The organism is Haemophilus sp. HMSC061E01, from assembly GCF_001810345.1.
Taxonomy (GTDB): Bacteria; Pseudomonadota; Gammaproteobacteria; order Enterobacterales; family Pasteurellaceae; genus Haemophilus_D.
The window spans coordinates 249,111-271,636 of record NZ_KV800998.1; the positions used below are offsets into that span (position 1 = coordinate 249,111).

The 22,526-nt window shown below is 40.3% G+C and carries 15 protein-coding genes; 5 read left to right on the top strand and 10 right to left on the bottom strand.

Going from position 1 to position 22,526, the window contains the following annotated elements; translation table 11 throughout:
- Positions 1–32: 32 nt before the first annotated feature.
- Positions 33–1,247 (bottom strand): pyridoxal phosphate-dependent aminotransferase, encoded by a 1,215-nt coding sequence (locus HMPREF2732_RS01665; protein ID WP_005697883.1) that lies wholly within the window; start codon positions 1,245–1,247, stop codon positions 33–35.
- A gap of 154 nt (positions 1,248–1,401) precedes the next feature.
- Between HMPREF2732_RS01665 and HMPREF2732_RS01670 the strand changes: the two genes are divergently transcribed.
- The 4 genes from HMPREF2732_RS01670 to HMPREF2732_RS01685 are packed head-to-tail and all read left to right on the top strand — an operon-like array spanning position 1,402 to position 6,555.
- Entirely contained in the window at positions 1,402–2,682 is a 1,281-nt protein-coding gene (locus HMPREF2732_RS01670; protein WP_070590497.1) for an isochorismate synthase, read from the top strand.
- A gap of 5 nt (positions 2,683–2,687) precedes the next feature.
- Entirely contained in the window at positions 2,688–4,394 is a 1,707-nt protein-coding gene (gene menD / locus HMPREF2732_RS01675) for a 2-succinyl-5-enolpyruvyl-6-hydroxy-3-cyclohexene-1-carboxylic-acid synthase (RefSeq protein ID WP_070590500.1), read from the top strand.
- A 47-nt stretch (positions 4,395–4,441) separates the two neighbouring features.
- A complete protein-coding gene (menH, locus tag HMPREF2732_RS01680; RefSeq protein WP_070590503.1) occupies positions 4,442–5,185 on the top strand; it encodes a 2-succinyl-6-hydroxy-2,4-cyclohexadiene-1-carboxylate synthase in 744 nt (247 codons plus the stop codon).
- A gap of 53 nt (positions 5,186–5,238) precedes the next feature.
- Positions 5,239–6,555 carry an MFS transporter gene (locus HMPREF2732_RS01685; RefSeq protein ID WP_070590507.1) on the top strand — a complete coding sequence of 439 codons (1,317 nt, stop codon included), beginning with the start codon at positions 5,239–5,241 and terminating at the stop codon, positions 6,553–6,555.
- 151 nt (positions 6,556–6,706) lie between these two features.
- On the opposite strand, the gene HMPREF2732_RS01690 is transcribed toward HMPREF2732_RS01685, so the two are convergent.
- The 9 genes from HMPREF2732_RS01690 to nrfA form a co-directional block, all read right to left on the bottom strand.
- Complete coding sequence (locus tag HMPREF2732_RS01690) at positions 6,707–7,801, bottom strand: 5-methyltetrahydropteroyltriglutamate--homocysteine S-methyltransferase (RefSeq protein ID WP_070590510.1); 1,095 nt, start codon at positions 7,799–7,801, stop codon at positions 6,707–6,709.
- A gap of 109 nt (positions 7,802–7,910) precedes the next feature.
- Positions 7,911–9,113, bottom strand: a complete 1,203-nt coding sequence (locus HMPREF2732_RS01695) for a BaiN/RdsA family NAD(P)/FAD-dependent oxidoreductase (RefSeq protein ID WP_070590514.1) — start codon at positions 9,111–9,113, stop codon at positions 7,911–7,913.
- A 3-nt stretch (positions 9,114–9,116) separates the two neighbouring features.
- Positions 9,117–10,172: a heme lyase NrfEFG subunit NrfF gene (gene nrfF, locus HMPREF2732_RS01700; protein ID WP_070590517.1), complete on the bottom strand. Its 1,056-nt coding sequence runs from the start codon at positions 10,170–10,172 to the stop codon at positions 9,117–9,119.
- A gap of 1 nt (position 10,173) precedes the next feature.
- A complete protein-coding gene (locus HMPREF2732_RS01705; protein WP_070590521.1) occupies positions 10,174–10,704 on the bottom strand; it encodes a DsbE family thiol:disulfide interchange protein in 531 nt (176 codons plus the stop codon).
- Positions 10,697–12,601: a heme lyase NrfEFG subunit NrfE gene (gene nrfE, locus HMPREF2732_RS01710; RefSeq protein WP_070590526.1), complete on the bottom strand. Its 1,905-nt coding sequence runs from the start codon at positions 12,599–12,601 to the stop codon at positions 10,697–10,699. The genes HMPREF2732_RS01705 and nrfE overlap by 8 nt, the downstream gene beginning before the upstream one ends.
- Positions 12,602–12,748: 147 nt before the next feature.
- Positions 12,749–13,714 carry a cytochrome c nitrite reductase subunit NrfD gene (gene nrfD / locus HMPREF2732_RS01715; RefSeq protein WP_049367090.1) on the bottom strand — a complete coding sequence of 322 codons (966 nt, stop codon included), beginning with the start codon at positions 13,712–13,714 and terminating at the stop codon, positions 12,749–12,751.
- The gene (nrfC, locus tag HMPREF2732_RS01720) at positions 13,711–14,388 is read right to left on the bottom strand and encodes a cytochrome c nitrite reductase Fe-S protein (RefSeq protein WP_005695543.1); all 678 of its coding nucleotides are present in this window, start codon (positions 14,386–14,388) and stop codon (positions 13,711–13,713) included. Before nrfC ends, nrfD begins: the two co-directional genes overlap by 4 nt.
- Positions 14,388–15,053: a cytochrome c nitrite reductase pentaheme subunit gene (gene nrfB / locus HMPREF2732_RS01725; protein ID WP_049367089.1), complete on the bottom strand. Its 666-nt coding sequence runs from the start codon at positions 15,051–15,053 to the stop codon at positions 14,388–14,390. Before nrfB ends, nrfC begins: the two co-directional genes overlap by 1 nt.
- Positions 15,054–15,126: 73 nt before the next feature.
- Positions 15,127–16,650 (bottom strand): ammonia-forming nitrite reductase cytochrome c552 subunit, encoded by a 1,524-nt coding sequence (gene nrfA / locus HMPREF2732_RS01730; RefSeq protein ID WP_180363118.1) that lies wholly within the window; start codon positions 16,648–16,650, stop codon positions 15,127–15,129.
- A 510-nt stretch (positions 16,651–17,160) separates the two neighbouring features.
- Here nrfA and HMPREF2732_RS09635 point away from each other — a divergent pair.
- Complete coding sequence (locus HMPREF2732_RS09635; RefSeq protein WP_083304331.1) at positions 17,161–22,428, top strand: YadA-like family protein; 5,268 nt, start codon at positions 17,161–17,163, stop codon at positions 22,426–22,428.
- The last annotated feature ends 98 nt before the right edge of the window (positions 22,429–22,526 follow it).

A 22,526-nucleotide genomic window follows, 5' to 3' on the forward strand; every position in this document is an offset into this window, starting at 1 on the left:
AAAAAGAGCGGTTAATTAACCGCTCTTTTTTATTATTGACGATAAGTCTCTAAGAATCGTGCCAATTTGCCAATGGCTTCTTCTAATTGACCGGTATAAGGAAGTGTCACCACACGGAAGTGATCCGGTGAATGCCAGTTAAAGCCTTTACCGTGCACGAGAAGTACTTTCTCTTTACGTAATAAATCGAGCACAAATTTTTCATCACTATGAATGTTGAATTTTTGGATATCGAGTTTCGGGAACATATACATCGCTCCCATTGGTTTTACACAGCTAATACCCGGGATTTGAGTGAGCAACTCATAGGCTTTATTGCGTTGTTCTAGCAAACGACCACCAGGCTGAACAAATTCATTAATACTTTGATAGCCACCTAATGCGGTTTGAATGGCGTGTTGCATTGGCACATTTGCACATAAACGCATAGATGCCAGCATATCTAAGCCTTCAATATAGCCTTTAGCATGTTGTTTTGGACCATTTAAAATCATCCAACCCTGACGGAAACCCGCAACACGATACGCTTTTGATAAGCCATTGAATGTAATGGTTAATACATCTGGTGCAAGAGCTGCAATATGGTGGTGGACAGCACCATCGTAGAGAATTTTGTCATAAATCTCGTCTGCAAAAATAATCAGATTATTTTCACGTGCAACTTGGATAATTTCTTCAAGTAACTCTTTGCTATAAACTGCACCCGTTGGGTTGTTCGGGTTGATCACGACGATAGCTTTGGTTTTGGCATTGACTTTTGCGCGAATATCATCAATAGCAGGGAACCAACCAGCCTCTTCATCACATAAATAATGTACTGCATTTCCGCCCGCTAAGGTCACAGCCGCTGTCCATAATGGATAGTCTGGCATTGGAACTAAGACTTCATCACCATCATTGAGAAGTGCTTGCATGGACATAGTAATCAATTCAGATACACCATTTCCGATGTACACATCGTTTACTGTCGCATCATGAATACCTTTAGATTGATAGTATTGCACGATAGCCTTACGTGCCGAATATAACCCTTTCGAATCGCAGTAACCTTGTGCAGATGGTAGGTTGCGGATAACATCAACTAAAATTTCATCAGGCGCCTCAAAACCAAATGGGGCAGGGTTGCCGATATTCAGTTTTAAAATTTTATTGCCTTCTTCTTCTAGGCGTAAAGCTTCTTTGTGAACCGGTCCACGAATATCGTAGCAAACGTGTTCTAATTTGTCTGATTTCGGAAAAGATCTCATTAATAACATCCTATGATAATTAGATTTTCATTCAAAAATTACGTCTAATTTACGCTTAAATTCTTATCTTGAAAAGATTTAATAAAAAAATTTTTTGAATGTATTAAAGTGCGGTAGAATATGGGCTAATTTTTTGTGTGTTTTATTATTTTTCATGGGCCCTTTAGAACAAGCTAAATCTGAGCTAATTCGCCAGTTTGAAACCTTGGTGACAACTGATCAGCAATCCGCTATTGCACGTCTTCAGACGAAGATGAAATTGGGTGTTGATCTTTTGGCATGGATGAAGGGGCAACTTGTTTATCCACAATTTTATTTACGTTTTCGTGATGAAGATAAAACCGTCGCAGCGGTGGGGAAAGTGCGGTCATTTTCAGATGTGAATTTGGCACAGCAATTTATCCAAGAACACGATTTCCCTTTAGTCGGTGGTTTACAGTTTCAAGGTGAAAGCCAGTTTATTTTGCCTCAAGTTTTAATTGAACAACAACATGGCGAGACTGAGATTTCAGTTTTTGTTGAAACAAATGAGCTTAATCTGGCAAAAGCGGTATTGAATTCATTCGAAAAAACGACCGCACTTTTACCACTTAATCAATTAACCATCGAAAGCATGGTGCCAAAAGCAAACCAAGAAACGTGGTGCGATTGGGTCAATCAAGCACTCAGTCGAATTCGACAAGGGGAATTAACCAAGCTTGTTTTGGCGAATGAAACCGTGTTTGGTCTTCAGGGTGAGTTAAACGGAAAAGATTTTCTTGCAGCAAGCCAAGCAAAAAATAGTGGTTGTTACCATTTTTTATGGGCAGATAATGCTGAACACTGTTTTGTAGGTTCGACGCCTGAACGCTTATTCGCACGAGATGATCGTCAGTTATTTACGGAGGCGCTTGCGGGGACAGCACCTGTTAGTGATAATCCGAGTGAAAATGACGAACGTGCGAATTGGCTGTTAAATGACGAAAAAAACCTCAATGAAAACTGGTTAGTGGTTGAAGATATTTCACAAAATATCAGTCACTTAGTGGAACAAATTACTGTTGATGATGTCGCATTAAAGTCACTACGCAAAGTGCAGCATTTAATTAGAAAAATGCAAGCAAAATTGACCGCACTTTGTACGGATGCCGATTTGCTGAAAGCGATCCATCCAACGGCGGCTGTATCAGGCTTACCACAGCAGCAAGCGAGGAAAGCTTTGGCTGAAATAGAAACCTTTGATCGTCGTTGGTATGCCGGTACATTAGGTGTGATGAATCAACATCTATCAGAATTTTGTGTCACCATTCGCTCGGCTTTTATCGAAGAAAAACAAGTGCGTGTATTTGCTGGAGCCGGTATTGTGGAAGGCTCACAACCTGTAGAAGAGTGGTTGGAAATTGAACGTAAAGCGGCAGGGCTCATTTCCCTGTTTGCAGAGAATAACGGAGAATAAGAAGAATGTCTGTAAGCGTATTTAATCGTTGTTGGTCAAAGGTGATCTTAGAAACCTTGGTTCGCCAAGGGGTGAGTCACTTTTGTATTGCGCCAGGTTCACGATCAACACCTTTAACGCTAGAAGCTGTGCGTTTACAAAATGCCTCTCGAGCAACGTGCCATAGTCACTTTGATGAACGTGGCTTAGGCTTTTTTGCTTTGGGTATTGCAAAATCCACGCAAGCACCTGTTGCCGTGATTGTCACCTCGGGCACCGCAGCAGCAAATTTATATCCAGCGATTATTGAAGCTCGCCAAACAGGCGTGAATTTAATTATTCTTACCGCTGATCGTCCACCTGAATTGTGGGAATGTGGGGCGAATCAAGCTATAGTGCAACAAAATATGTTTGCCGATTACCCCGTTGCAAGTGTCAATCTACCTAAACCTCAGGCAGATTATGCAGCAAAATGGTTAATTTCGACGTTAGAACAAGCTTGCTATAAACAAAAGCAACAACCAGGTGTGGTACATATCAATGTGCCTTTTGCAGAGCCACTTTATAATGCCCAAGATCAAGAAATTGACGGTCATCCGTGGTTAATGCCAATTCAACGTTGGTTAAGTCAGCCTAAAAATTGGGTTGATCATCAACCATTACAGCAAGAAGTGTTAATGCACGAGAATTGGGATACTTGGCGTACTAAACGTGGTGTGATTGTGGCAGGGCAATTAACGCCTGAACAAGCAATGGGCATTAACTCATGGGCAAATACCATGGGGTGGATTTTGCTGACGGATATTCAATCAGGTGTAGAACCTCTCATGCCTTATGCGGATATTTGGCTGGCAAACCAAACGGTGAAGCAAAAATTACTTCAAGCTGATATCGTGATTCAATTTGGTTCTCGTTTTATCAGTAAACGTATTAACCAATTCTTAGCGGAATTCCAAGGTGAATTTTGGGTGGTGGAGCAAAGTCAAAATGCAGTTGATCCAAACCACCATACGCAAACTCGCTTTAACGCCAAAGCACATCATTGGTTGCGTGCACACCCGCCATTGCGTCAAAAGCCTTGGTTGCTCGAACCTCTGGCACTTTCAAAATTCTGTGCAACCTTTATCGAACAACAAGTCGGTGGCAATCTTAATGAAGCCTCATTAGCCCATCATATTGAACGTGTTTTACCTTACAACGGTATTTTGTTCTTAGGAAACAGTCTTTTTGTGCGTTTGGTTGATGCGTTAACTAAATTACCTGAAGGGTATCCGATTTTCACCAATCGTGGTGCAAGTGGGATTGACGGCTTATTAGCAACAGCTGCAGGTATCGGTATCGGTGCCGATCAACCAGTGGTAGCCATGATTGGCGATACGTCTACGCTTTATGATTTAAACTCTTTAGCCTTATTTAAAAATGTCACTCAACCGACCATTATTTTTGTGATTAACAATAATGGTGGCGCAATCTTTGATATGTTGCCGGTGGATGAAGAGGTGAAAGAGCAGTTCTATCGCTTGCCACATAATGGTGATTTCTCTCAAGTCGCGGCAATGTTTGGCTTAAAGTATGCCTTGCCTTACACCTGGGCAGATTTAAGCTCCGTGTTAAAACAAGCTTATACTCGCCGCCGTGCGACATTAATTGAAATCAAAACAAACCCAAGTGATGGCAGCGCAACCTATAAGCGCTTGATTGAACAAATCAGCCACGCGGTGATTGGTGAATAATTTCTTTCCCCTCTTATATAGAGGGGATTTCTTTATATGGCATTATTATGATGAATCTTGTTTTTCTCCATGGCTTATTAGGTACGAAATCAGATTGGCAAAAAGTCATCGAAAATCTACCGCACTTTCGTTGTCTCTCTCTCGATTTACCGTTTCATGGAGAGAATAAAGCTGTTGCCGTTGAAGATTTTGAGCAAACCGCTCAGTGCCTTGAAGAACAAATTCAACATCTCATAAAAGATGAGCCTTATATCTTAATTGGTTATTCACTTGGTGGACGAATCGCACAATATTATGCACTGCAAGCTCAAGTGCAAAGAGGCAATTTACAAGCAGTGATTTTAGAAGGGGCGAATTTAGGTTTACAGTCTGAGCAAGAAAAACAAAGCCGTTTAGTTAATGACAAAATGTGGGCTGAGCGTTTTTTCCATGAAAAGCCTGAAACCGTGTTAGAAGATTGGTATAAACAGCCTGTCTTTTCCCATTTAAATGAACAGCAACGTAAGTCGTTAATTGAAAAGCGAAAAGCTAATTGCTGGGCAAATATTGGTAAGATATTATTAGCAACGAGCCTTGCCAAGCAGCCTGATTTTCGAGAGAAAGTGCGGTCAAGTTTGCTGCCATTTTTTTATTTTTGTGGTGAGCGAGATCAGAAGTTTCGTCAAATGGCTGAAGCCAATCAACTCAATTTAACGCTTATTCCTGATGCTGGTCATAATGCACATTTAGAAAATCCGACATATTTTGCTGAAAAAATCGAAAATATCGTATTAAAAATTGCTCAACCTTAAGAGAAATGCTAGGATTTAGCCCTTTCATTTTATTTGACTCTTAAGGAAGCAAAATGTCCTCACAACTTCGTAATGATCCACTTAAGGTTGCTTTAGCATCCATGGTGGGTACCGCAATTGAATTCTTCGATTATTATATCTATGCCGCTGCGGCAGTATTAGTTTTTAACACGCAATTCTTCCATAGTGGCGATCCGCTTTCAGATGATTTGCTTTCTCTTTCGACATTAGCTTTAGCATTCTTTGCTCGTCCAATTGGTTCTGCTTTATTTGGACACTTTGGTGACAAGATTGGTCGTAAGAAAACCTTGGTTGCCTCTTTGGTTTTAATGGGCGGATCTACGGTCGTTATCGGTTTATTACCGACTTATTCTGAAATTGGTATTTGGGCACCGATTTTGTTATGTATTTGCCGAGTCGGTCAGGGTATTGGTCTTGGTGGTGAATGGGGCGGCGCTGCTTTAGTGGCAACAGAAAATGCGCCAGAAGGAAAACGTGCTTGGTATGGCACATTCCCTCAATTAGGGGCGCCAATTGGTTTATTTGTGGCTAATGCAACCTTCTTCTTAGTGAGCTATTTCTGGGGGCAACAAGCCCTTGTTGAGTGGGCATGGCGTATCCCGTTTGTGTCTTCTTTAGCCTTAGTTTTAGTTGGATTATATGTTCGTTTAACTTTACATGAGAGCCATGTCTTCGTTGAAGCGGAAGAAAAAGGGAAAAAATTAAAAGCACCGGTGAGTGTGGTTTTCACTAAACACTTTAAACCAATGGTGATTGGTACCTTTATTATGGTGGCGACTTATTCCTTGTTCTATATTATGACTGCCTTTGCTCAAGCGTATTCTCGTACACCGGCAACGCTTTCAGAAGCGGGCTATCCTATGGGATTAGGCATTCCTGCCAATACCTTCACGGGATTACTTTTAATGAGTGCGATCGTTTTTGCGATTTTTATCAGTATTTCAGGTCTTTATGCCGATAAAATCGGTCGTCGTAAATGGTTGATTTGGACAACGGTCAGCATTTTAATTTTTGCATTATGTATGCCATTATTCCTTGGAAACGGTACACCAGTTTCTGTATTTGCTTTCTTAGTAATTGGTATGGCATTAATGGGCATGACATTTGGCCCAATGGCGGCGTTATTACCTGAATTATTTCCAACGGAAGTACGTTATTCCGGTGCTTCTTTAGCCTATAATATTGCATCGATTATCGGGGCAACTATTGCGGCAATGATTTCATTAAAAATCAACGCGCTTTATGGCTTAATGGGCGTGGGAATTTATTTAGCCATTAATGCATTCTTAACCTTGTTAGCGTTATTAGCCTCAAAAGAAACGAAAAATGTCGATTTAACGCAAATCTAGTGACAAATTGATAATGAAAAAGCTGATGTGAATAACATCAGCTTTTTTATTTATTGAAAGGCAGTAATAAAAAAGAGCGTATTGCTACGCTCTAAGTCTATAAAAGTGCGGTTAAAAAACAGCGTGTTTTTAACATCAGATATGAAAAGAATTAATCTTCACCCCATACTTCTTTAGCAATTTCTTCAACGTAACGAACTTTAGCCCATTGCTGTGCTTCCGTCATGATATTCCCTTCTTCTGTTGAAGCAAAACCACATTGTGGGCTTAAGCAAAGCTGTTCAAGTGGAACATATTTAGTCACTTCTTCAATGCGTGCTTTAATAGCCGCTTTATCTTCTAATTCAGGGAATTTTGAACTGATTAAACCTAATACAACACGGCCTTTGTGTGAATTATTGGCAAAGTGTTTTAATGGTTCAAACCCACCAGAACGTTCATCGTCATATTCAAGAAAGTAGCCATCGTATTGAGTTTGGCCAAATAATGCATCCGCAATAGGATCGTATGCGCCAGTTAATAAATACGTTGAACGGAAATTGCCACGGCAAACGTGCGTTGTGATAACCATATCTGCTGGTTTAGCAGCTAATACAACCTGAATATTTTCAAGCGCCTGTGCTTTATCTGCTTCAAATTCTGGTTTTAGGTGATTGTTACAGAGTGAACCCCAATACACATCATCAAATTGTAAATAACGGCAACCTGCATCATAGAAGGCTTTAATCGCATCTTTATAAGCTTGTTGAACATCTTTGGCAAATTCTGCACGTGTCGCATAAACGCCAGTATCCCATTGGATTGGATACATTAATTGATTCGGACTTGGAATGGTATATTTTACGACGCCACGATCCCCAACAATGTCTTTTAATTTTTTGAAATGTTCGATAAATGGGTGGTTTGGATTCCAAGATACTTTACCGCAGCAGCGAGTATTGTAAGGTTTGGTTTCCACGCCATTAAATTTATAACCGTGTTCAGGGTGATAACCTTCAATACCATTTAAGTGTTCTAAGAAATCGATATGCCAAAATGCACGGCGATATTCCCCATCCGTGATGACTTGAATACCTGCATCTAACTGAGCTTGTACCAATTTAGCAATTTCTTGATCTTCAACTTCCGTTAATTGTTCACGAGAAATTTCACCTGCTGCAAATTTTGCACGGGCTTCTTTTAAAGGTTGAGAACGTAAATATGAGCCCACAGTATCAGCGTGGAAGGGAAGTGTTTTTGATGTCATGTTTATATCCTTCTTTTTATTTTCGTATGCTGATTTTAACGTAAGGATATTTCACGATCAAAGTAATGATTTTTTCATTTATGATGAAAATAATTAATGTAGAGAAAGATTAACTTTCAGCAATTCCCACCGCACAAACGGCCGCAGAACTCCATGCCCATTGGAAATTGTAGCCGCCTAACCAGCCGACAACATCGAGCACTTCACCGATAAAATAGAGTCCTTTAATCTTTGTAGCTTCCATGGTTTTGGATGAAATCTCATGGGTATCAACACCGCCCATCGTGACTTCAGCTGTACGGTAGCCCTCAGTACCATTAGGCATAAATTGCCAATTGTGGATTAAATTCTCTAAATTTTCTAATCGCACTTTACTTAAGTTTGCAATCACTTCATCTTGAATCAAGCCTTGTTCTAACCAAAGCTCGACTAATTTTTTCGGTAATAAGAGACTTAATACGGTTTTTAACTGCAATTTAGGTGAAGATTGACGCATTTCATCCAGGTGATAGCGAATATCTCTATAAGGCAATAAATCTAAATGAATGCTTTCACCCGGTTGCCAATAATTGGATATTTGCAAAATAGCAGGACCAGATAAACCGCGATGGGTGAATAGCATTTGATGAGTAAAGGTTTTGTGCTGATTCGTTGCAGCTACATCTAATGAAACGCCAGAGAGTGCCGCGTAGAATTTGTCACTTTCTCGCCATGTGAAGGGTACAAGGCTTGCACGCGGAGGAATCACATTTAATCCAAACTGTTCTGCAATTTGATAGCCAAAAGGCGAAGCACCTAAACCGGGCATGGAGAGCCCACCTGTGGCGATAATTAAATTCTGGCATTGCCATTCAACCGCATTTACCTTCAATTTAAACCGCACTTTAGGGTTGTTTTCAACGGCTTCGACATCACTCACTTCGCTGCGTAGTTGAATGTTGACACCGTATTTGTCACATTCCGTTCCGAGCATCTTCACGATATCTTCTGCACCGTTATCACAAAATAACTGACCTAATTCTTTTTCGTGGTAAGGAATGCCATACTCAGCGACTAAAGCAATAAAATCCCATTGTGTATAACGTTTTAAGGCGGATTTGACGAAGTGTTTGTTCTGGCTGATATAACGGCCAGACGTAATTTCCATATTGGTGAAATTACAGAATCCACCGCCAGACATTAAAATTTTTCGGCCAATTTTCTTACCATTATCAAAAATAGTGGCTTGTTTGCCCAGTTTGCCTAACTGAGCGGCACAAAATAAGCCAGCAGCACCGGCTCCAATAATGATATTTTCTGAATAATGAGACATAGCTTATTGTGAGGTTTGTCCTTTTTCAAAATAGTCTATCATTTTGATTCGTTGGATAACAGTACGGCGATCCACGGCAGCATTACCTGAATCTAATAATTGCTGCCAATAAGCTTTGGCTTTTTCGGGTTCATGATTTTTAAACGCTTCTGTCGCCAATAATGTGATTACCGAGATTTCATGTTTATCTTGTTTTAACGCCTCATCCATTATTTGCTGGATTTGTGGTGTGATGCTTTGGCCGGCTTGATAATAAAGTGCGGTCGCTTTTAAGCCTAAAATAGCCGGTGTTGTGCCTGAAATTTTTTCTGCATTGCTATAGGCGATGAGCGCATGATCAAATTCATCATTTTGCATATAAGCATCACCTAGCTGAGCCCAAAGCTCAGGGTTATTCACATCTTCTCGAATTTTATTTTGAATTTTGAGCACCATATCTTCTTTTTGGTGCACCATTGATGTATCGGCTTTTTTATTGGCAAGCTCAATCATCTCTTTTTCACCTTGCTGAACACGCTCAAAACGATCAAGGGAGAAGTAATAACTTAAAGGAAGAACCAACAAAATAGCAAAGACCCAAATGGCGGATTTGGTTTCAAATTTAACCGCACTTTTTTCCTCTTTAGGCGCTGTATGAGGTTGATTTTCAAGTGGTTTAGGGGCGTCTTCTGATTTTTTAGTGGAAAATAAAATCAACGCAAAAGCCCCAATTAATAGCAAAATAGGCAATAACCAGAGTAGTGCAGTATTCCATTGGAAAGGGGGCTTATAGTTCACGAAATTACCAAAACGTGCTGTCATGGTGTCAATAATTTGTTGGTTCGTTTTTCCTTCATCCACCATTTTATAGACTTCAATACGTAAGTCATAAGCAATCGGCGAATTGGACTCAACTAAATTCTGATTCTGACACTGTGGGCAGCGTAAGGATTTTGCTAACTCAACAGCACGAGTACGATCGGCTTGGTTTTTAAACGCATAAGTATCCACCATTTCTGCGTGAGCAAAAAGGGCGAAAGTAAGTAAAAGTGCAGTCAGAAATCGGGTTAATTTTTTCATTTTACTTTTTTGTTAATTCATCAAGTTTTGGTTTGATTTCGGTAAGCCACGTTTCACGATCCATATAGCCAGAATGACGATAACGGATCATGCCGTGTTCATCGACAATATAGGTTTCTGGGGCACCATCTACGCCCAATTGCATCGCAAATTCACCACGGCTATCGTCAATGGTAAGTATGAACGGATTGCCCATGCGTTCGAGCATCGCAATGCCATTTTGAGGTTTGTCACGATAGTCGATTCCAACAATGGGGACTTCTTTTGATATTTCCATCAAAAGAGGGTGTTCTTGTTGGCAATAGCCACACCAACTTCCCCACACATTAAGCAGAAAAGGTTTCTTTGGGAAATCTCTTGGGCTGACAATTTGACTCGGTTCAAGTAGATTTGCTTGATAGAATTCCGGCACGGGCTTATTAATGAGTGCAGAGGCAATTTGTTTGGGATCTTTATGCAAACCAACAAAAAGCAGTAAGCAAACGCTCAATAATAAAATCAGTGGTAAAAACAAAATAAACTTTTTATTCATCGCGTTTTCTCTTCAAATTGATGGCTGAACATAATGCGCCAAGTGCCATTAAAATGCCTCCGAGCCATAACCAGCGAATAAGTGGTTTGTAATGTAAGCGGAATGTGAACTCACCTTTGCCTAAGTTATCGCCCATCACAATATATAAATCGCCCCAAAGACCAGCATCTAAACCCACTTCACTCATGGTCATGGTACGAACGTCGTAATAGCGGCGTTCTGGTACAATTTCAGCGTAAGGTTTGCCTTGTTTTGACACGTTAAAGAAAGCAACTTCGGCGGTAAAGTTTGGCCCAATTTCATTGGAAAAACGATCATAATGGAATTCAAATTGACCTAATTGCTGGCTTTGTTGTGGTGCAAGTCTAACACCTAATTCACTGCCAAAGTAACTACTCATCACGGCGCCCATTGTCGCAATAGCCACGCCACAGTGTGCGAGAATCATCCCAAAATAGGATAGTCTTACTTTTGCCCAATTTTGCCATAAGGTGACGAATAATACCCAAATAGCGAGGGTGAGCAACACATAAGCGAAGACATGGAAACGTAATGCGTCATCATTTTGCAACGCGTTCCAAATCATGCCATAAGCAATTACTGCAGCGGGAATAAGTAATAACAGACGTTTGAAAAAGCGTTTTTTGTCTGATTTAAACCAGCTTAAGCAAAGCGTCGCCGCCATCGCAAAAAGCACTAACGTGAGCAATGGCAAGAAAATACTATTAAAGTAAGGGGCTCCCACAGAAATACTTCCCCAATTCATGGCTTGGAATAGCATCGGATAGAAGGTGCCTAAGAAGGTACTGACGGTGGCGACGGCCAATACGATGTTTAAACCTAAAATAGCTCCAGTTTTAGAAATGAGTGGAAATTTGACCGCACTTTCATTGGTATTTGTGCGTAGGGCAAATAAACTGAGTGAGCCGACAGTCAATAAGAAGAAAATAAGTAATAGTACATAACCACGGGAGCTATCTAAAGAAAAAGCATGAACAGAGGTTAATGCACCTGAACGGACAATAAATGTGCCTAATACACTAAATGCAAAAGCGAGTAGGGAAAAGAGTGTTGTCCAGTAGCTAAACATGCCTTGTCTTTCAGTCACCATTAAGCTGTGTAAAAGTGCAAGTCCTAATAACCATGGCATAAGTGAGGCGTTTTCTACAGGGTCCCAGAACCACCAGCCACCCCAGCCTAATTCGTAATATGCCCACCAGGCACCGAGCACGATCCCTAACGTTAAGAATAACCAAGAAACGAGGACCCAAGCTCGCATCGCACGCGCAATTACTTGTGCAGAACGATTAAAGATTAAGGCAGAAATTGACATGGCAAAGTTAACAGCAAAGCCCACATAACCCACATATAAAAGCGGCGGATGGAAAATTAAGCCAATATCTTGCAGCATTGGATTGAGATCTCGCCCTTCTGCAGGGGCAGGAAATGCACGTCCAAATGGATTGGAGTAGAACAAAATAAAAATAGCAAACCCAAGACAAATTAAGCCGAGTAAAGAAAGGGTTTGTGCAGAAAAAGTGCGGTCATTTTTGCGAGAGAAAAAGGCAAAAGCCACTAACCAAAGACTTAATGTGAAAAGCCAAAATAAAATTGAGCCTTCATGTCCCCCCCAGGTGGCGGCGACTTTGAAAAATGTTGGTAGTTGAGAATTGGAGTGCGCTGCCACGTATTCCAAAGTGAAGTCATCTGTTGCAAAAGAGTAGGCAAGAATACCGATTGAAACGCTCGTAAAAATACCGAAGCAATAACTTAATCCCCAAGCCGTGTTGGTGAGAGAGGGTTTATTTCGCCAAATACCAATTTGCGGCACGATAGAAAGTAAGAGTGCGGCAGTGGTGGCGAAGAGTAGTGATAGAAATCCGAATTCGGGGAGCATAGTATTCTTCAGTATTAATGGTTGTATTTTACAAAATAAGGTTAATTTTAAGCATGAAAAACATACGTAAAATTAACCGCACTTTAGTCTTTTAAATAAACAAAAGGCGTATTGTATACGCCTTTTGATTAAATAAGAAGTTTATCCTTACGCAACGGTAAGTTGTCCTGCATACAAGATGAAGTAACGTAAGCAGAGAACCCCGATTAAGTCGAAGATTGACACAAGGATAATAAAGTTCTTGTTGTATTTTAAGTTGTCTTTTACTGCAAGGTTCGCAAGTAGAGGAATTAAGATACCAATTAAGAATACCCCAATCCAGAACACTGCACCCCAGAAGCCGGAAAGTGCATTGTGTAATGCAACCACTTTCTGACCACCACCGAAGTGTAGACCAACAAAGAAACAGATTAATAAACCAAGTTCAGTCACCATAATTGGCACTTCAAATTTATGAATGAAGTGTGATTCATGGCTATCACCTTTTAATTTACCTGCAATGAGGATAAATAAGAAGGTTGCTGCGATACCTGAAGAGGTACCAGAAGCCAGGAATAACGCTGGTAGAACAGGGTTATTCAACATTGGGTAACTGATCAATGCTGAAAGTAAGAAACCAGTATAAGCCCCTAGCACAGCGGCTAAGATGAAGAGAATAACTTCTACAGGACCAGTTAAACGTTCTAATACATTGATAATTTTACCGACGAAGCCAAGTTTTGGCATAAAACGTTGAATGAACGCCATGATATCTTCTTTGAAGATAACCGCACACCAACATACCAAAAACAGCATATAAACTTGGAATAACATTACCCCCATAGACATTACAGAGTTGAATTGATAGTTAAACATCAATTTCCAGAATGTCCAAGGACGTGCCAAGTGGAAAATTAACAGGGTTAAACCAATTAATGTTGGCACAGAACCTAAAACGGCGGCCGCTCGGATAATCCAGTTTTTGCTAGGATTTTCTAATTTGTGACTACGTTTATAAGCAATCGCTAATTGTACCGCACCGGAAGAAATACCAAGTAAGAACAAATAGATAGCGATTGTTGAATCCCACACCAAATTAGGTGTGTGAAACGGAACAGGATAATCTAATGTCATCTTCTTGGCTCCCCGTGTTGGAATGGAATATGGTAAAGATTTGGTTGAGTACCTAATTCCACTTTAGTGCGATAAACCGGATTTTCTTTCACTTTGCGGGAAACTGCACTGCTTGGATCATTCATATCGCCAAAGGTTAATGCTTTGGTTGGACAAGCTTCTACACAAGCAGGTTGTTTGCCAGCTGCTAAGTTTGTATCGCGACAGAAGTTACATTTATCCGCAGTACGGTGTACTGGGTGAATGAAACGTACGCGGTAAGGACAAACTGCAACACAGTATTGGCAACCTACACAAAGATCTTTATGCACATCGACGATACCTGTTTCAGGATCAATAAATGATGCACCGGTTGGACAAACAGCCACACAAGGGGCGTTTGTACAATGTTGGCAAGATTGACGGAAAAACTCGTATTCTTGATTTGGGAATTCGCCGTAAGGTTCACTACGGAGAATTTCCAAACGTGAAACGCCTTCAGGAACGTGGTTTGTTTCACGACAAGCATCCATACAAGCGGTACAGCCGATACAAGCTGTTTCGTCGTGTACCATTGCATAGCGTTTCGGTTTATCCGCCTTTTCCTCTTTCGCTAAAGAGGTAACTGATGTCCCCGTCATAAGGATTAGTGCCCCCATGCCGGAAACAAAGTTTCGGCGTGAACAAGCTGTCATTATTTATCCTTTTGTTCGGTTGATTGCGTTTGTGATTGTGCGTCTTTTGCCGCTTTGCGTTTTTGTTGTTCGCCGTGGCAATCTACACAAAGTTTCACACGATTTTTCGGTTGAATACCTTTCATCGCATCATCTTTCGGGTGTAATGTGTGGCAGCTTGCACAAGGCAATTTCATTGCGTGAACATCGTGCGCCCAAAGTTTTTCACGAAGTTTTGCAGGTTGGTGACAAGCAAAACAAACTTGGTTTTGTTCTTGCGCGGTATACATTGGTTTTTTATCACCAAAGATATCGCCATCAAAACGCATCACATCTTTTGCACCACGACGGTGATCTTCCGAAATATTACCGTGACAGTTTACACAGTTAATCGGTTTACCTGTGTTAGGGCTTTTTTGATTTAAGTGTGCGCCGTGGAATTTACCAAAGTGTAATTCACCACCAGATTGATCTAAAGTTTGGTTTTTATCAACTTGGTCAAATTTGTGACATTTCGCACAATATTGGTTTGGGTCACGTTGGTTATCCAATTGTGGCTCATAAGTGAGTTGAGAGGCAGGTGTTTTTGCCATCTCTTCCGCACTTGCAGCCATTGGCATTGCCGCAAGCATTGCAAGCAATGCGAGGGATTTTGCCGATTTGCTGATTAAAGAAGTTAAATTCATTCTGATTACCTCAAATATATGGTTAAAAATGACCGCACTTCGACACTTTAAGTTACAAAGTGCGGTTCTTTTTTTATTGTTTTGTTGCGGTATCTTCAGCTAATTTGCCATTGGCTTTCGCTTCTTTTACCCATTGAGGTACAACAGTTTCTAAGAATTCTTTTTTCGCTTGACGTTCTTTCTCGATATCAATACCCATTACTTTCCATGCTTTATCAGCTGTAGAAATATCTGGTACTTCAACCGGAGTTTTCACGCCATGTTTAGTTAAGATTGCTGCAAGTTTAGCACGTGCATCCGCAGCTTTGTCGATACCAGAACCTAATACGCGAAGCATTACATCAGGTGCGTGCATGTGACCACCGTGACTTGCTGCTGCGTAGTCCCAACGCCATTGAGCGTGACGGATATCCATTAAAGCAGGTTCCATTTCTTCTTTAGTTGCACCTGCATCCCATGCCGCTTTCGCTTCAAAGTGAGCACGAACAACTTGATCTTCTAAACGACCCATTACATCTTTCACTTCTTTTTTACGTGAAGCAACGATGTCTTTAAGTTTTTCTTTGCTTTGATCGTGACAGTTTGCACATGTGGTATCAAATGCATCGAATGGGTTTTGGATTTGGTGGTCGGTGTAAACTTTACCGTCTTTACCTTGTACTTTAGGCATGTGACAGTCGATACAAGTTACGCCGTTTTTACCGTGCATACCTAAAGACCAAATTTCAAAGTCAGGGTGTTGCGCTTTTAACATTGGTGCTTTAGAAAGAGAGTGAGTCCAGTCACTGAAGCCGATATCATCATAGTATTTTTCGATGTCATCAACAGTTTGACCGTTATCCCAAGGGAAGGTTACTTGTTTTAAGTCGCCCGCGAAGTAGTATTCAACATGACAGTTTGCACAGATTTCAGCACGTTTTTCAGTGCGAGCAGCTGTGTTAAAGCTTAAGTTAGCTTGTTCTTTACCTTCAGCTTTTGCTTTTGCTTGAAGTGCATTATTTAAGTGATCTAATGCACGAAGAACGTGTGGACGAGCAATACGTAATGCAGGTTTGCCTTCAGCAAAGTCTTTAGAGGTCGTATCGTGACAGTCAGCACAACCGATCGAGTTGACAATTTCTGGTCCACCTTTAGCCCATTTGGCACCAAAGTAACCATCTTCACCCCATTCTGCAATTAAACGAGGAACGTCTGGACCTTTACAAGTCCAACATGCCATTGGTTGAGGGCCATCATTTGCATTTTTGGGCGCACCAGTACGTAAAATATTACGTACATCTTCTACTGCATAAACGTGACCACGAGGTGCGTTATATTCTTTTGCGAAAGAATAGCCCCCCCATAACACGATTAAACGAGGATCTTGTTCATTAGCATAGATGATTTTGTCGCCTTTTTCAGTCGCTTTCCACGAATTGAATTGGCTAGGATATTTCTCAGCAAATTTTTCATTCACTGCTTCGATTTTTAAATTAGGGTTTGGTGCTTCCACAGGTTGTTCAACAGGCTTGTATACCATTTCAGCCATCGCTGAGTTATACACACCTAAAGCTGCGAAAGAAGTGGCCAAAACAAGGCTTTTTCTCAATGCGTTCACGATAATCACTCCATTAGGAAAGAATAAAAAAACAATTTTAAATGCGAACAATTCCTATTAAGCTTTTGAATTCACTCATAAAAATAGCTCAACGCAAGCATAAGATACCAAAAAGCAGTAGTTTTCCTAAGGTTTTTTTTCAAAACTTTGAGGTTGATCAAACTTTAAAATAAAAATACTCATAAAGGGGTATGCTGGTATTGAGAAAGTGGTAAAGGATAATATTCTAAAAGAGGCAAAAGTGCGGTTGATTTTCATCGTGTTTTTTTACTTGTTTGAGAGGGATTAAACCCATGTGATTAGCCCATCCTGAGTACTTTTTTAATGTTCGCTTTTTACGCAAACGTTAAAATGTAAATTTTTTGTAAAAAACAGTGTAAAAAGCAAACATTTCCTTGATCTTATGCTTAGCTCCTATATACTCCAAAGACTTTACTATTTACTTGCTTAGTTTGCATTATTTTAGCTTCGCAACAACTTATTGGCCTATTTGTTTGGGAGAACCTTTTTATGAACAAAGTATTTAAGATTATTTGGAACAAAACGACACAATCTTTTGTCGTCACATCAGAATTAGCAAAAGGAGCCGTAAAAGCTTCTTCAAACTCAGAACAACGTGTAACAAGCGAAACACGTTTATCTTCTCTTTTTAAACTTTCAGCATTTGCACTTTCTTTATCTGCAGTGATGATGCCGGCGCAAGCGAAAGTGATTGTGGGGGATGGAAGCAATGCGCCTACAAATGTACATCCTTTTAGTATTGCGGTTGGGAACAGTGCCACATCAGCAAGCGGTGGAAGTACTACCGCTATTGGTTATGGCGTAAATGGTCGTTATGACAATAGTGTGCTGATTGGTGATGGCACAGGAAATTATGGTGGAACAACGGGTAGTCGTAATATTCTCATCGGTCAAAATGCTCAAGTTGGCGATAGCACTTCTGTTGTACGAGTAAACCAGTCTATTGCTATTGGAGCTGGCATTAGAGCTGATAAAGCGGCTACATTTGGTGGTAATTCTATTACTGAGGGTGCATGGGCTCGAGGCGATCAATCAATTGCGATTGGCGGTAATGTTATTTCTTATGGTAATGCATCGGTTGCGATTGGTGGGGATGATACTGATTCAGCAGCGGCTACACAAACGACTTATATCAATACTAATGGCCAAGATAAAACGGGAACGGTTCAACAAGCATTTAGAGATTTAACTGGAGGGGAGCTTCAAAGCCCTCGTTGGATGAATACAATTGCAGGGGAAGCTGCTGTATCATTAGGAACAAAAACAAAATCTGGGGATCTTTCATTAGCATTAGGTTCATTGGCTGCAGCTCAAAAAACGAATGCTGTCGCTGTTGGTACTGGGGCTAATGCATCGTTTGCAAACTCAGTAGCGATTGGTGGCGGTTCCGCAACGGATAAAGCAGGGGTTGCCTATACTACTCGTACTATTTTAGGGACAACTTATACTTGGGCGGGTGGTGCTGATACTATCGCGGGGGATGTTGTTTCCATTGGTAAAAAAGGCTATGAACGTCAACTCATCAACTTATCACCAGGTGATATTTCTGCAAACTCGACTGATGCAATCAATGGTTCTCAGCTTTATGCTGCGATGGCAGAAATTGAAAAAATTCGTTATTTCTCGGTTAATTCGACTGTTGAGGGAAATAAAAATAATAATGGTGCAACGGCAGTTAATTCTATTGCAATTGGCCCAGATGCGAAATCAAGTGCAGTTAATGGCGTTTCATTAGGTAATAATGCAACCAGTAATTTTTCAAATTCTACAGCGATTGGTTTTGCGACCCATGCTAATGGTGGTAATGCTACAGCAGTGGGTACAAATGCTAAAGCCGTTACTAACTCGACAGCACTAGGTTCTAATACAGATGCTAAAGAGTTAGGCGTGGCCATTGGCCATACTGCCTCTTCTGCTTATGCAGGCGTTGCTACGGGGGCAAATGCAAATGTTAGTGGCATTTATGGTATCGCAATAGGTAATAATGCTAATGCTTCAGAACAAGCATCTATTGCTATCGGTAAGGGCGCAGCTGGATCGGCAGCTGATGGTGTAGCGATTGGTTCATCAGCTAATGCAACGGTGCAAAATTCGGTTGCGTTAGGTAAAGATAGTGTGGCAGGTGGCAATATTTTCGGTGGAACAGCCCATGAAGCCGCTTTCAAAAATGATAATGGCGTGAGTGAAAATAAACAGTTTAAAGCTGGTTTAGCTAATAATTCGCTTGGTGCTGTTTCTGTTGGTAAAGAGGGTTTTGAACGTCAAATTCAAAATGTTGGTGCGGGCCGTGTTACTGCAGACTCTACTGATGCAATTAACGGTTCACAGCTTTATACCGTATTAACTTATAGTGGCTTTAACGTACAACAAAATGGTACTTCTAAATCACGTATCAATAACAATGGTTTTGTGAACTTTAAAGATGGTAATTTAACCACAGTAAATGTAACTGATGCTGAAAATGGCACTATTGTGAAATTTGATGTGAATACAACAAATATCACGACTAATACGACAACTGGTAATGCAACAGCGGCAAATCCTAATAATATTGCTACGGCAGGTGATGTCACTAGCGCAATTAATAAAGTGCGTAACATGCCAATTACTTTCACAGGTAATAGCGGAAGTGCGGTCAAAAAATTAGGTGAATCTTTAGGCATTGTGGGGGATGGTACCGATATTACAAGTACTGCTGATGCAAGCAATGTGACATTTACGTTAAACAAATCTACTGCAGTCACAGCAGGAGATAATAAGGCTGTAACCAGTGGTGCAGTTGATACGGCAATTAAAGCAATCAACTTAACAACAGCTGGTAATACGGGGGCTGGTGCGGTTAATCTCGCCACACAATCTTTAAATATCACAGGTTCAAATGGTTTAACTACCGTAGCCAAAGATAATGGCATTGAAGTGAAAATTGATGATGAAACTCGTCAGAAAATTGATAGAGAAGTTTCAGCATCCGTTTCAAATGGTTCAGCTGCAGTTTCTGTTACAGCTAACGGCACGACTAAAAATGCTGATGGCGTAGATGTAACAGATTATGCTGTCGATCTTTCTCAAGCAACAAAAGATGATATTCAAAAAGGTGTTGATGCGAATACTACCGTTAACACTAAAGGTTTAACGTTTACAGGTGATACTAAAGAGTCTGATGTTAAGAAATTAGGTGATAAAGTCGCAATTACTGGTGATGATAATATTACCACTGAAGCGAATCCTAATGGTGTTCAAGTTAAGTTAAACAAAGATCTTAAAGTTGATAGCGTCAAGGCTGGTGATACAACCATTAATAACGATGGTTTAACTGTTAACGGTGGACCAAGTGTAACCAAATCAGGTATTAATGCAGGTGACAAAAAAATCACAGGTGTTGCAGCAGGTACCGATGACACTGATGCAGTGAATGTTTCACAATTGAAAGAAGTGAAAGAAATTGCTAACAAAGGTTGGAATCTATCAGTAAATAGCGGTGAAAATAAATCGAATATTGCACCAGATGCGACGGTAGATTTAAGAAGTGCTAATGACAACATTCAAATCACTAAAGATGGCAATAATGTAACATTTAAGTTAAATGACACGATTAATGTCAAAAATGTTAATGCTACAGGTAATGTAACAGCAGGTGATACAACCATTAATAACGATGGTTTGACGATTACTGGCGGCCCAAGTGTGACTAAATCAGGTATTGATGCTGCAGGTAACAAAATTAGCAACGTGGCAGATGGTAATGTAGCACCGGATAGCAAAGATGCGGTGAACGGTAGTCAATTATATTCATTAGGCGATACAATCAATAAGAAAATTGATGGTATGGGCTTCAATTTAACAACGAATGGCACTGAGACACCAGCTCTTTCTGATGCTGATAAACGTATTACGAGCAATGAAACATTTGTAATTAACCAAGGTAAAAATATTAAGGTTACCCAAATTACAAATGGTTATGAAATTGCGACATCAGATAATATGACACTAGGTGAAAAAGCAGAAGATGGGAAACCAGGTACTGATGGATCGTTAGATGTTAAAGGTAAAGATGGTTCTGCTGTTTCAATTAACGGAAAAGATGGCTCAATCGGTCTAGCGGGTAAAGATGGTGCAAATCCACTTACAATTAAGACCGCAGAGGGCCCTGCTGGTGTAGATGGTGATGATACAACTAAGAAACCTCGTTTAGATGTAAACGGTGAAAGTGTTGCAACTTTAAATGATGGCTTGAAGTTTACAGGTAATAATGAAAGTACGGTAAACAAACATAAACTGAATACCTTAGTGAAAATTAAAGGTGAAGGTGTAGCTGAAGCAGAGTCAACAAACTTTAAATCAGCAGCAGGTAATATCAATGTTAAAGCAGATGGCACTGATACATTAGAAGTTCAGTTAGCTAAAGACTTAAAAGGGTTAAATAGCGCTGAATTTAAAGATGCTGCAGGTGATGTGACAAAAATCACTCCAGCAGGTGTTGCAGTTAATAAAGCGGATAATTTGAATGCAGATGGTTCAGTTAAAGATCCAAATAAAACGGTATCAATCTCTAATACTGGCGTGAATGCAGGTGGAAACAAAGTCACTAATGTTGCAGATGGTGATGTTAATGCAGATAGTAAGGATGCAATAAACGGTAGCCAACTTTATAATGCTGTAGCGACCACTGATTTAACACCTAATACAACAGGAAAAATTGATGCACCTGTAGATGGATCTAAATTGGTGAATGCAACCACAGTTGCAAATGCAATCAATAATTCTGGTTGGAATGTCACTGTGAATAAAGACGGTGGTGAGGCTGAAGGTGAAACTGTTCAAAAGGTAAGCCCAGGTAATACTGTGACTTATATCGCAGGACAAAATATCAAAATTAAGCAAGATGGTATGAATTTTACCATTTCAACCACAAAAGACTTGAAAGCTGAAAATGTTACTGCAACAACGGTTAACACTACTACCATCAATCTTGGCGAAGGTGATAATTCAACGCCAATTACAGTAGTAAGTGGTAAAGATGCAGCTCCAAACTTGGATGGTAAAACACCAAATCGTATGAACTTTGGTGGTGAAACTATTGCAACATTAAGCGATGGCTTAAAATTTGGCGCAAACGTAGGCGATGTTTACGGTGCGAAATTAAATAGTCAAATTAATGTGAAAGGCGCAGATAGCAACACAAACTGGAGTGAGTTTGATGGTGGCGATAATGTAATGACAAACATTGATAAGAGCGGTAATGTTCGTGTAGGTATCAAGAAAAACCTTAAAGTGGAAAGCGTAACAGCGAATAAATTCACCGCGGGTGATACTGTGATTGATAGCAATGGTGTAACCATTAAAAACGGTCCAAGTATGACTAAAAATGGTATTAATGCAGGTAATAAACAAATTACCAATGTTGCACCAGGACGCATTGCAGCAGACAGTACTGATGCGGTAAACGGCAGCCAATTACACGAAGTAAAAGCTGACATGAATAACAAGATCAACCACTTAAATGGTCAGGTGAACAAGTTAGGTAAACGTGTAAATGCAGGTACAGCAAGCGCATTAGCGGCGTCTCAATTACCACAAGCTTACATTCCAGGTAAGAGCATGGTATCTGTGGCGGCGGGTAATTACCAAGGTCAAAATGCAGTGGCATTAGGTATGTCACGTATTTCAGACAACGGTAAAATCATTATTCGTTTAGCTGGTACTAGCGATACACAAGGTAAAGTGGGTGTAGCAGTTGGTGCAGGTTACCACTGGTAATTTATCGTTAATAAACAAAAGGCATGGGGAACCATGCCTTTTTTATTATTAAAAGTGCGGTCGATTTTCACCCTATTTTTCGTATAATAGGGTAAGTC

What these genes read in the sequence shown, in the direction of transcription:
- HMPREF2732_RS01665 (WP_005697883.1), bottom strand. Translation starts at nt 1,247, where the DNA reads ATGAGATCTTTTCCGAAATCAGACAAATTAGAACACGTTTGCTACGAT.
- HMPREF2732_RS01670 (WP_070590497.1), top strand. Translation starts at nt 1,402, where the DNA reads ATGGGCCCTTTAGAACAAGCTAAATCTGAGCTAATTCGCCAGTTTGAA.
- menD (WP_070590500.1), top strand. Translation starts at nt 2,688, where the DNA reads ATGTCTGTAAGCGTATTTAATCGTTGTTGGTCAAAGGTGATCTTAGAA.
- menH (WP_070590503.1), top strand. Translation starts at nt 4,442, where the DNA reads ATGATGAATCTTGTTTTTCTCCATGGCTTATTAGGTACGAAATCAGAT.
- HMPREF2732_RS01685 (WP_070590507.1), top strand. Translation starts at nt 5,239, where the DNA reads ATGTCCTCACAACTTCGTAATGATCCACTTAAGGTTGCTTTAGCATCC.
- HMPREF2732_RS01690 (WP_070590510.1), bottom strand. Translation starts at nt 7,801, where the DNA reads ATGACATCAAAAACACTTCCCTTCCACGCTGATACTGTGGGCTCATAT.
- HMPREF2732_RS01695 (WP_070590514.1), bottom strand. Translation starts at nt 9,113, where the DNA reads ATGTCTCATTATTCAGAAAATATCATTATTGGAGCCGGTGCTGCTGGC.
- nrfF (WP_070590517.1), bottom strand. Translation starts at nt 10,172, where the DNA reads ATGAAAAAATTAACCCGATTTCTGACTGCACTTTTACTTACTTTCGCC.
- HMPREF2732_RS01705 (WP_070590521.1), bottom strand. Translation starts at nt 10,704, where the DNA reads ATGAATAAAAAGTTTATTTTGTTTTTACCACTGATTTTATTATTGAGC.
- nrfE (WP_070590526.1), bottom strand. Translation starts at nt 12,601, where the DNA reads ATGCTCCCCGAATTCGGATTTCTATCACTACTCTTCGCCACCACTGCC.
- nrfD (WP_049367090.1), bottom strand. Translation starts at nt 13,714, where the DNA reads ATGACATTAGATTATCCTGTTCCGTTTCACACACCTAATTTGGTGTGG.
- nrfC (WP_005695543.1), bottom strand. Translation starts at nt 14,388, where the DNA reads ATGACAGCTTGTTCACGCCGAAACTTTGTTTCCGGCATGGGGGCACTA.
- nrfB (WP_049367089.1), bottom strand. Translation starts at nt 15,053, where the DNA reads ATGAATTTAACTTCTTTAATCAGCAAATCGGCAAAATCCCTCGCATTG.
- HMPREF2732_RS09635 (WP_083304331.1), top strand. Translation starts at nt 17,161, where the DNA reads ATGAACAAAGTATTTAAGATTATTTGGAACAAAACGACACAATCTTTT.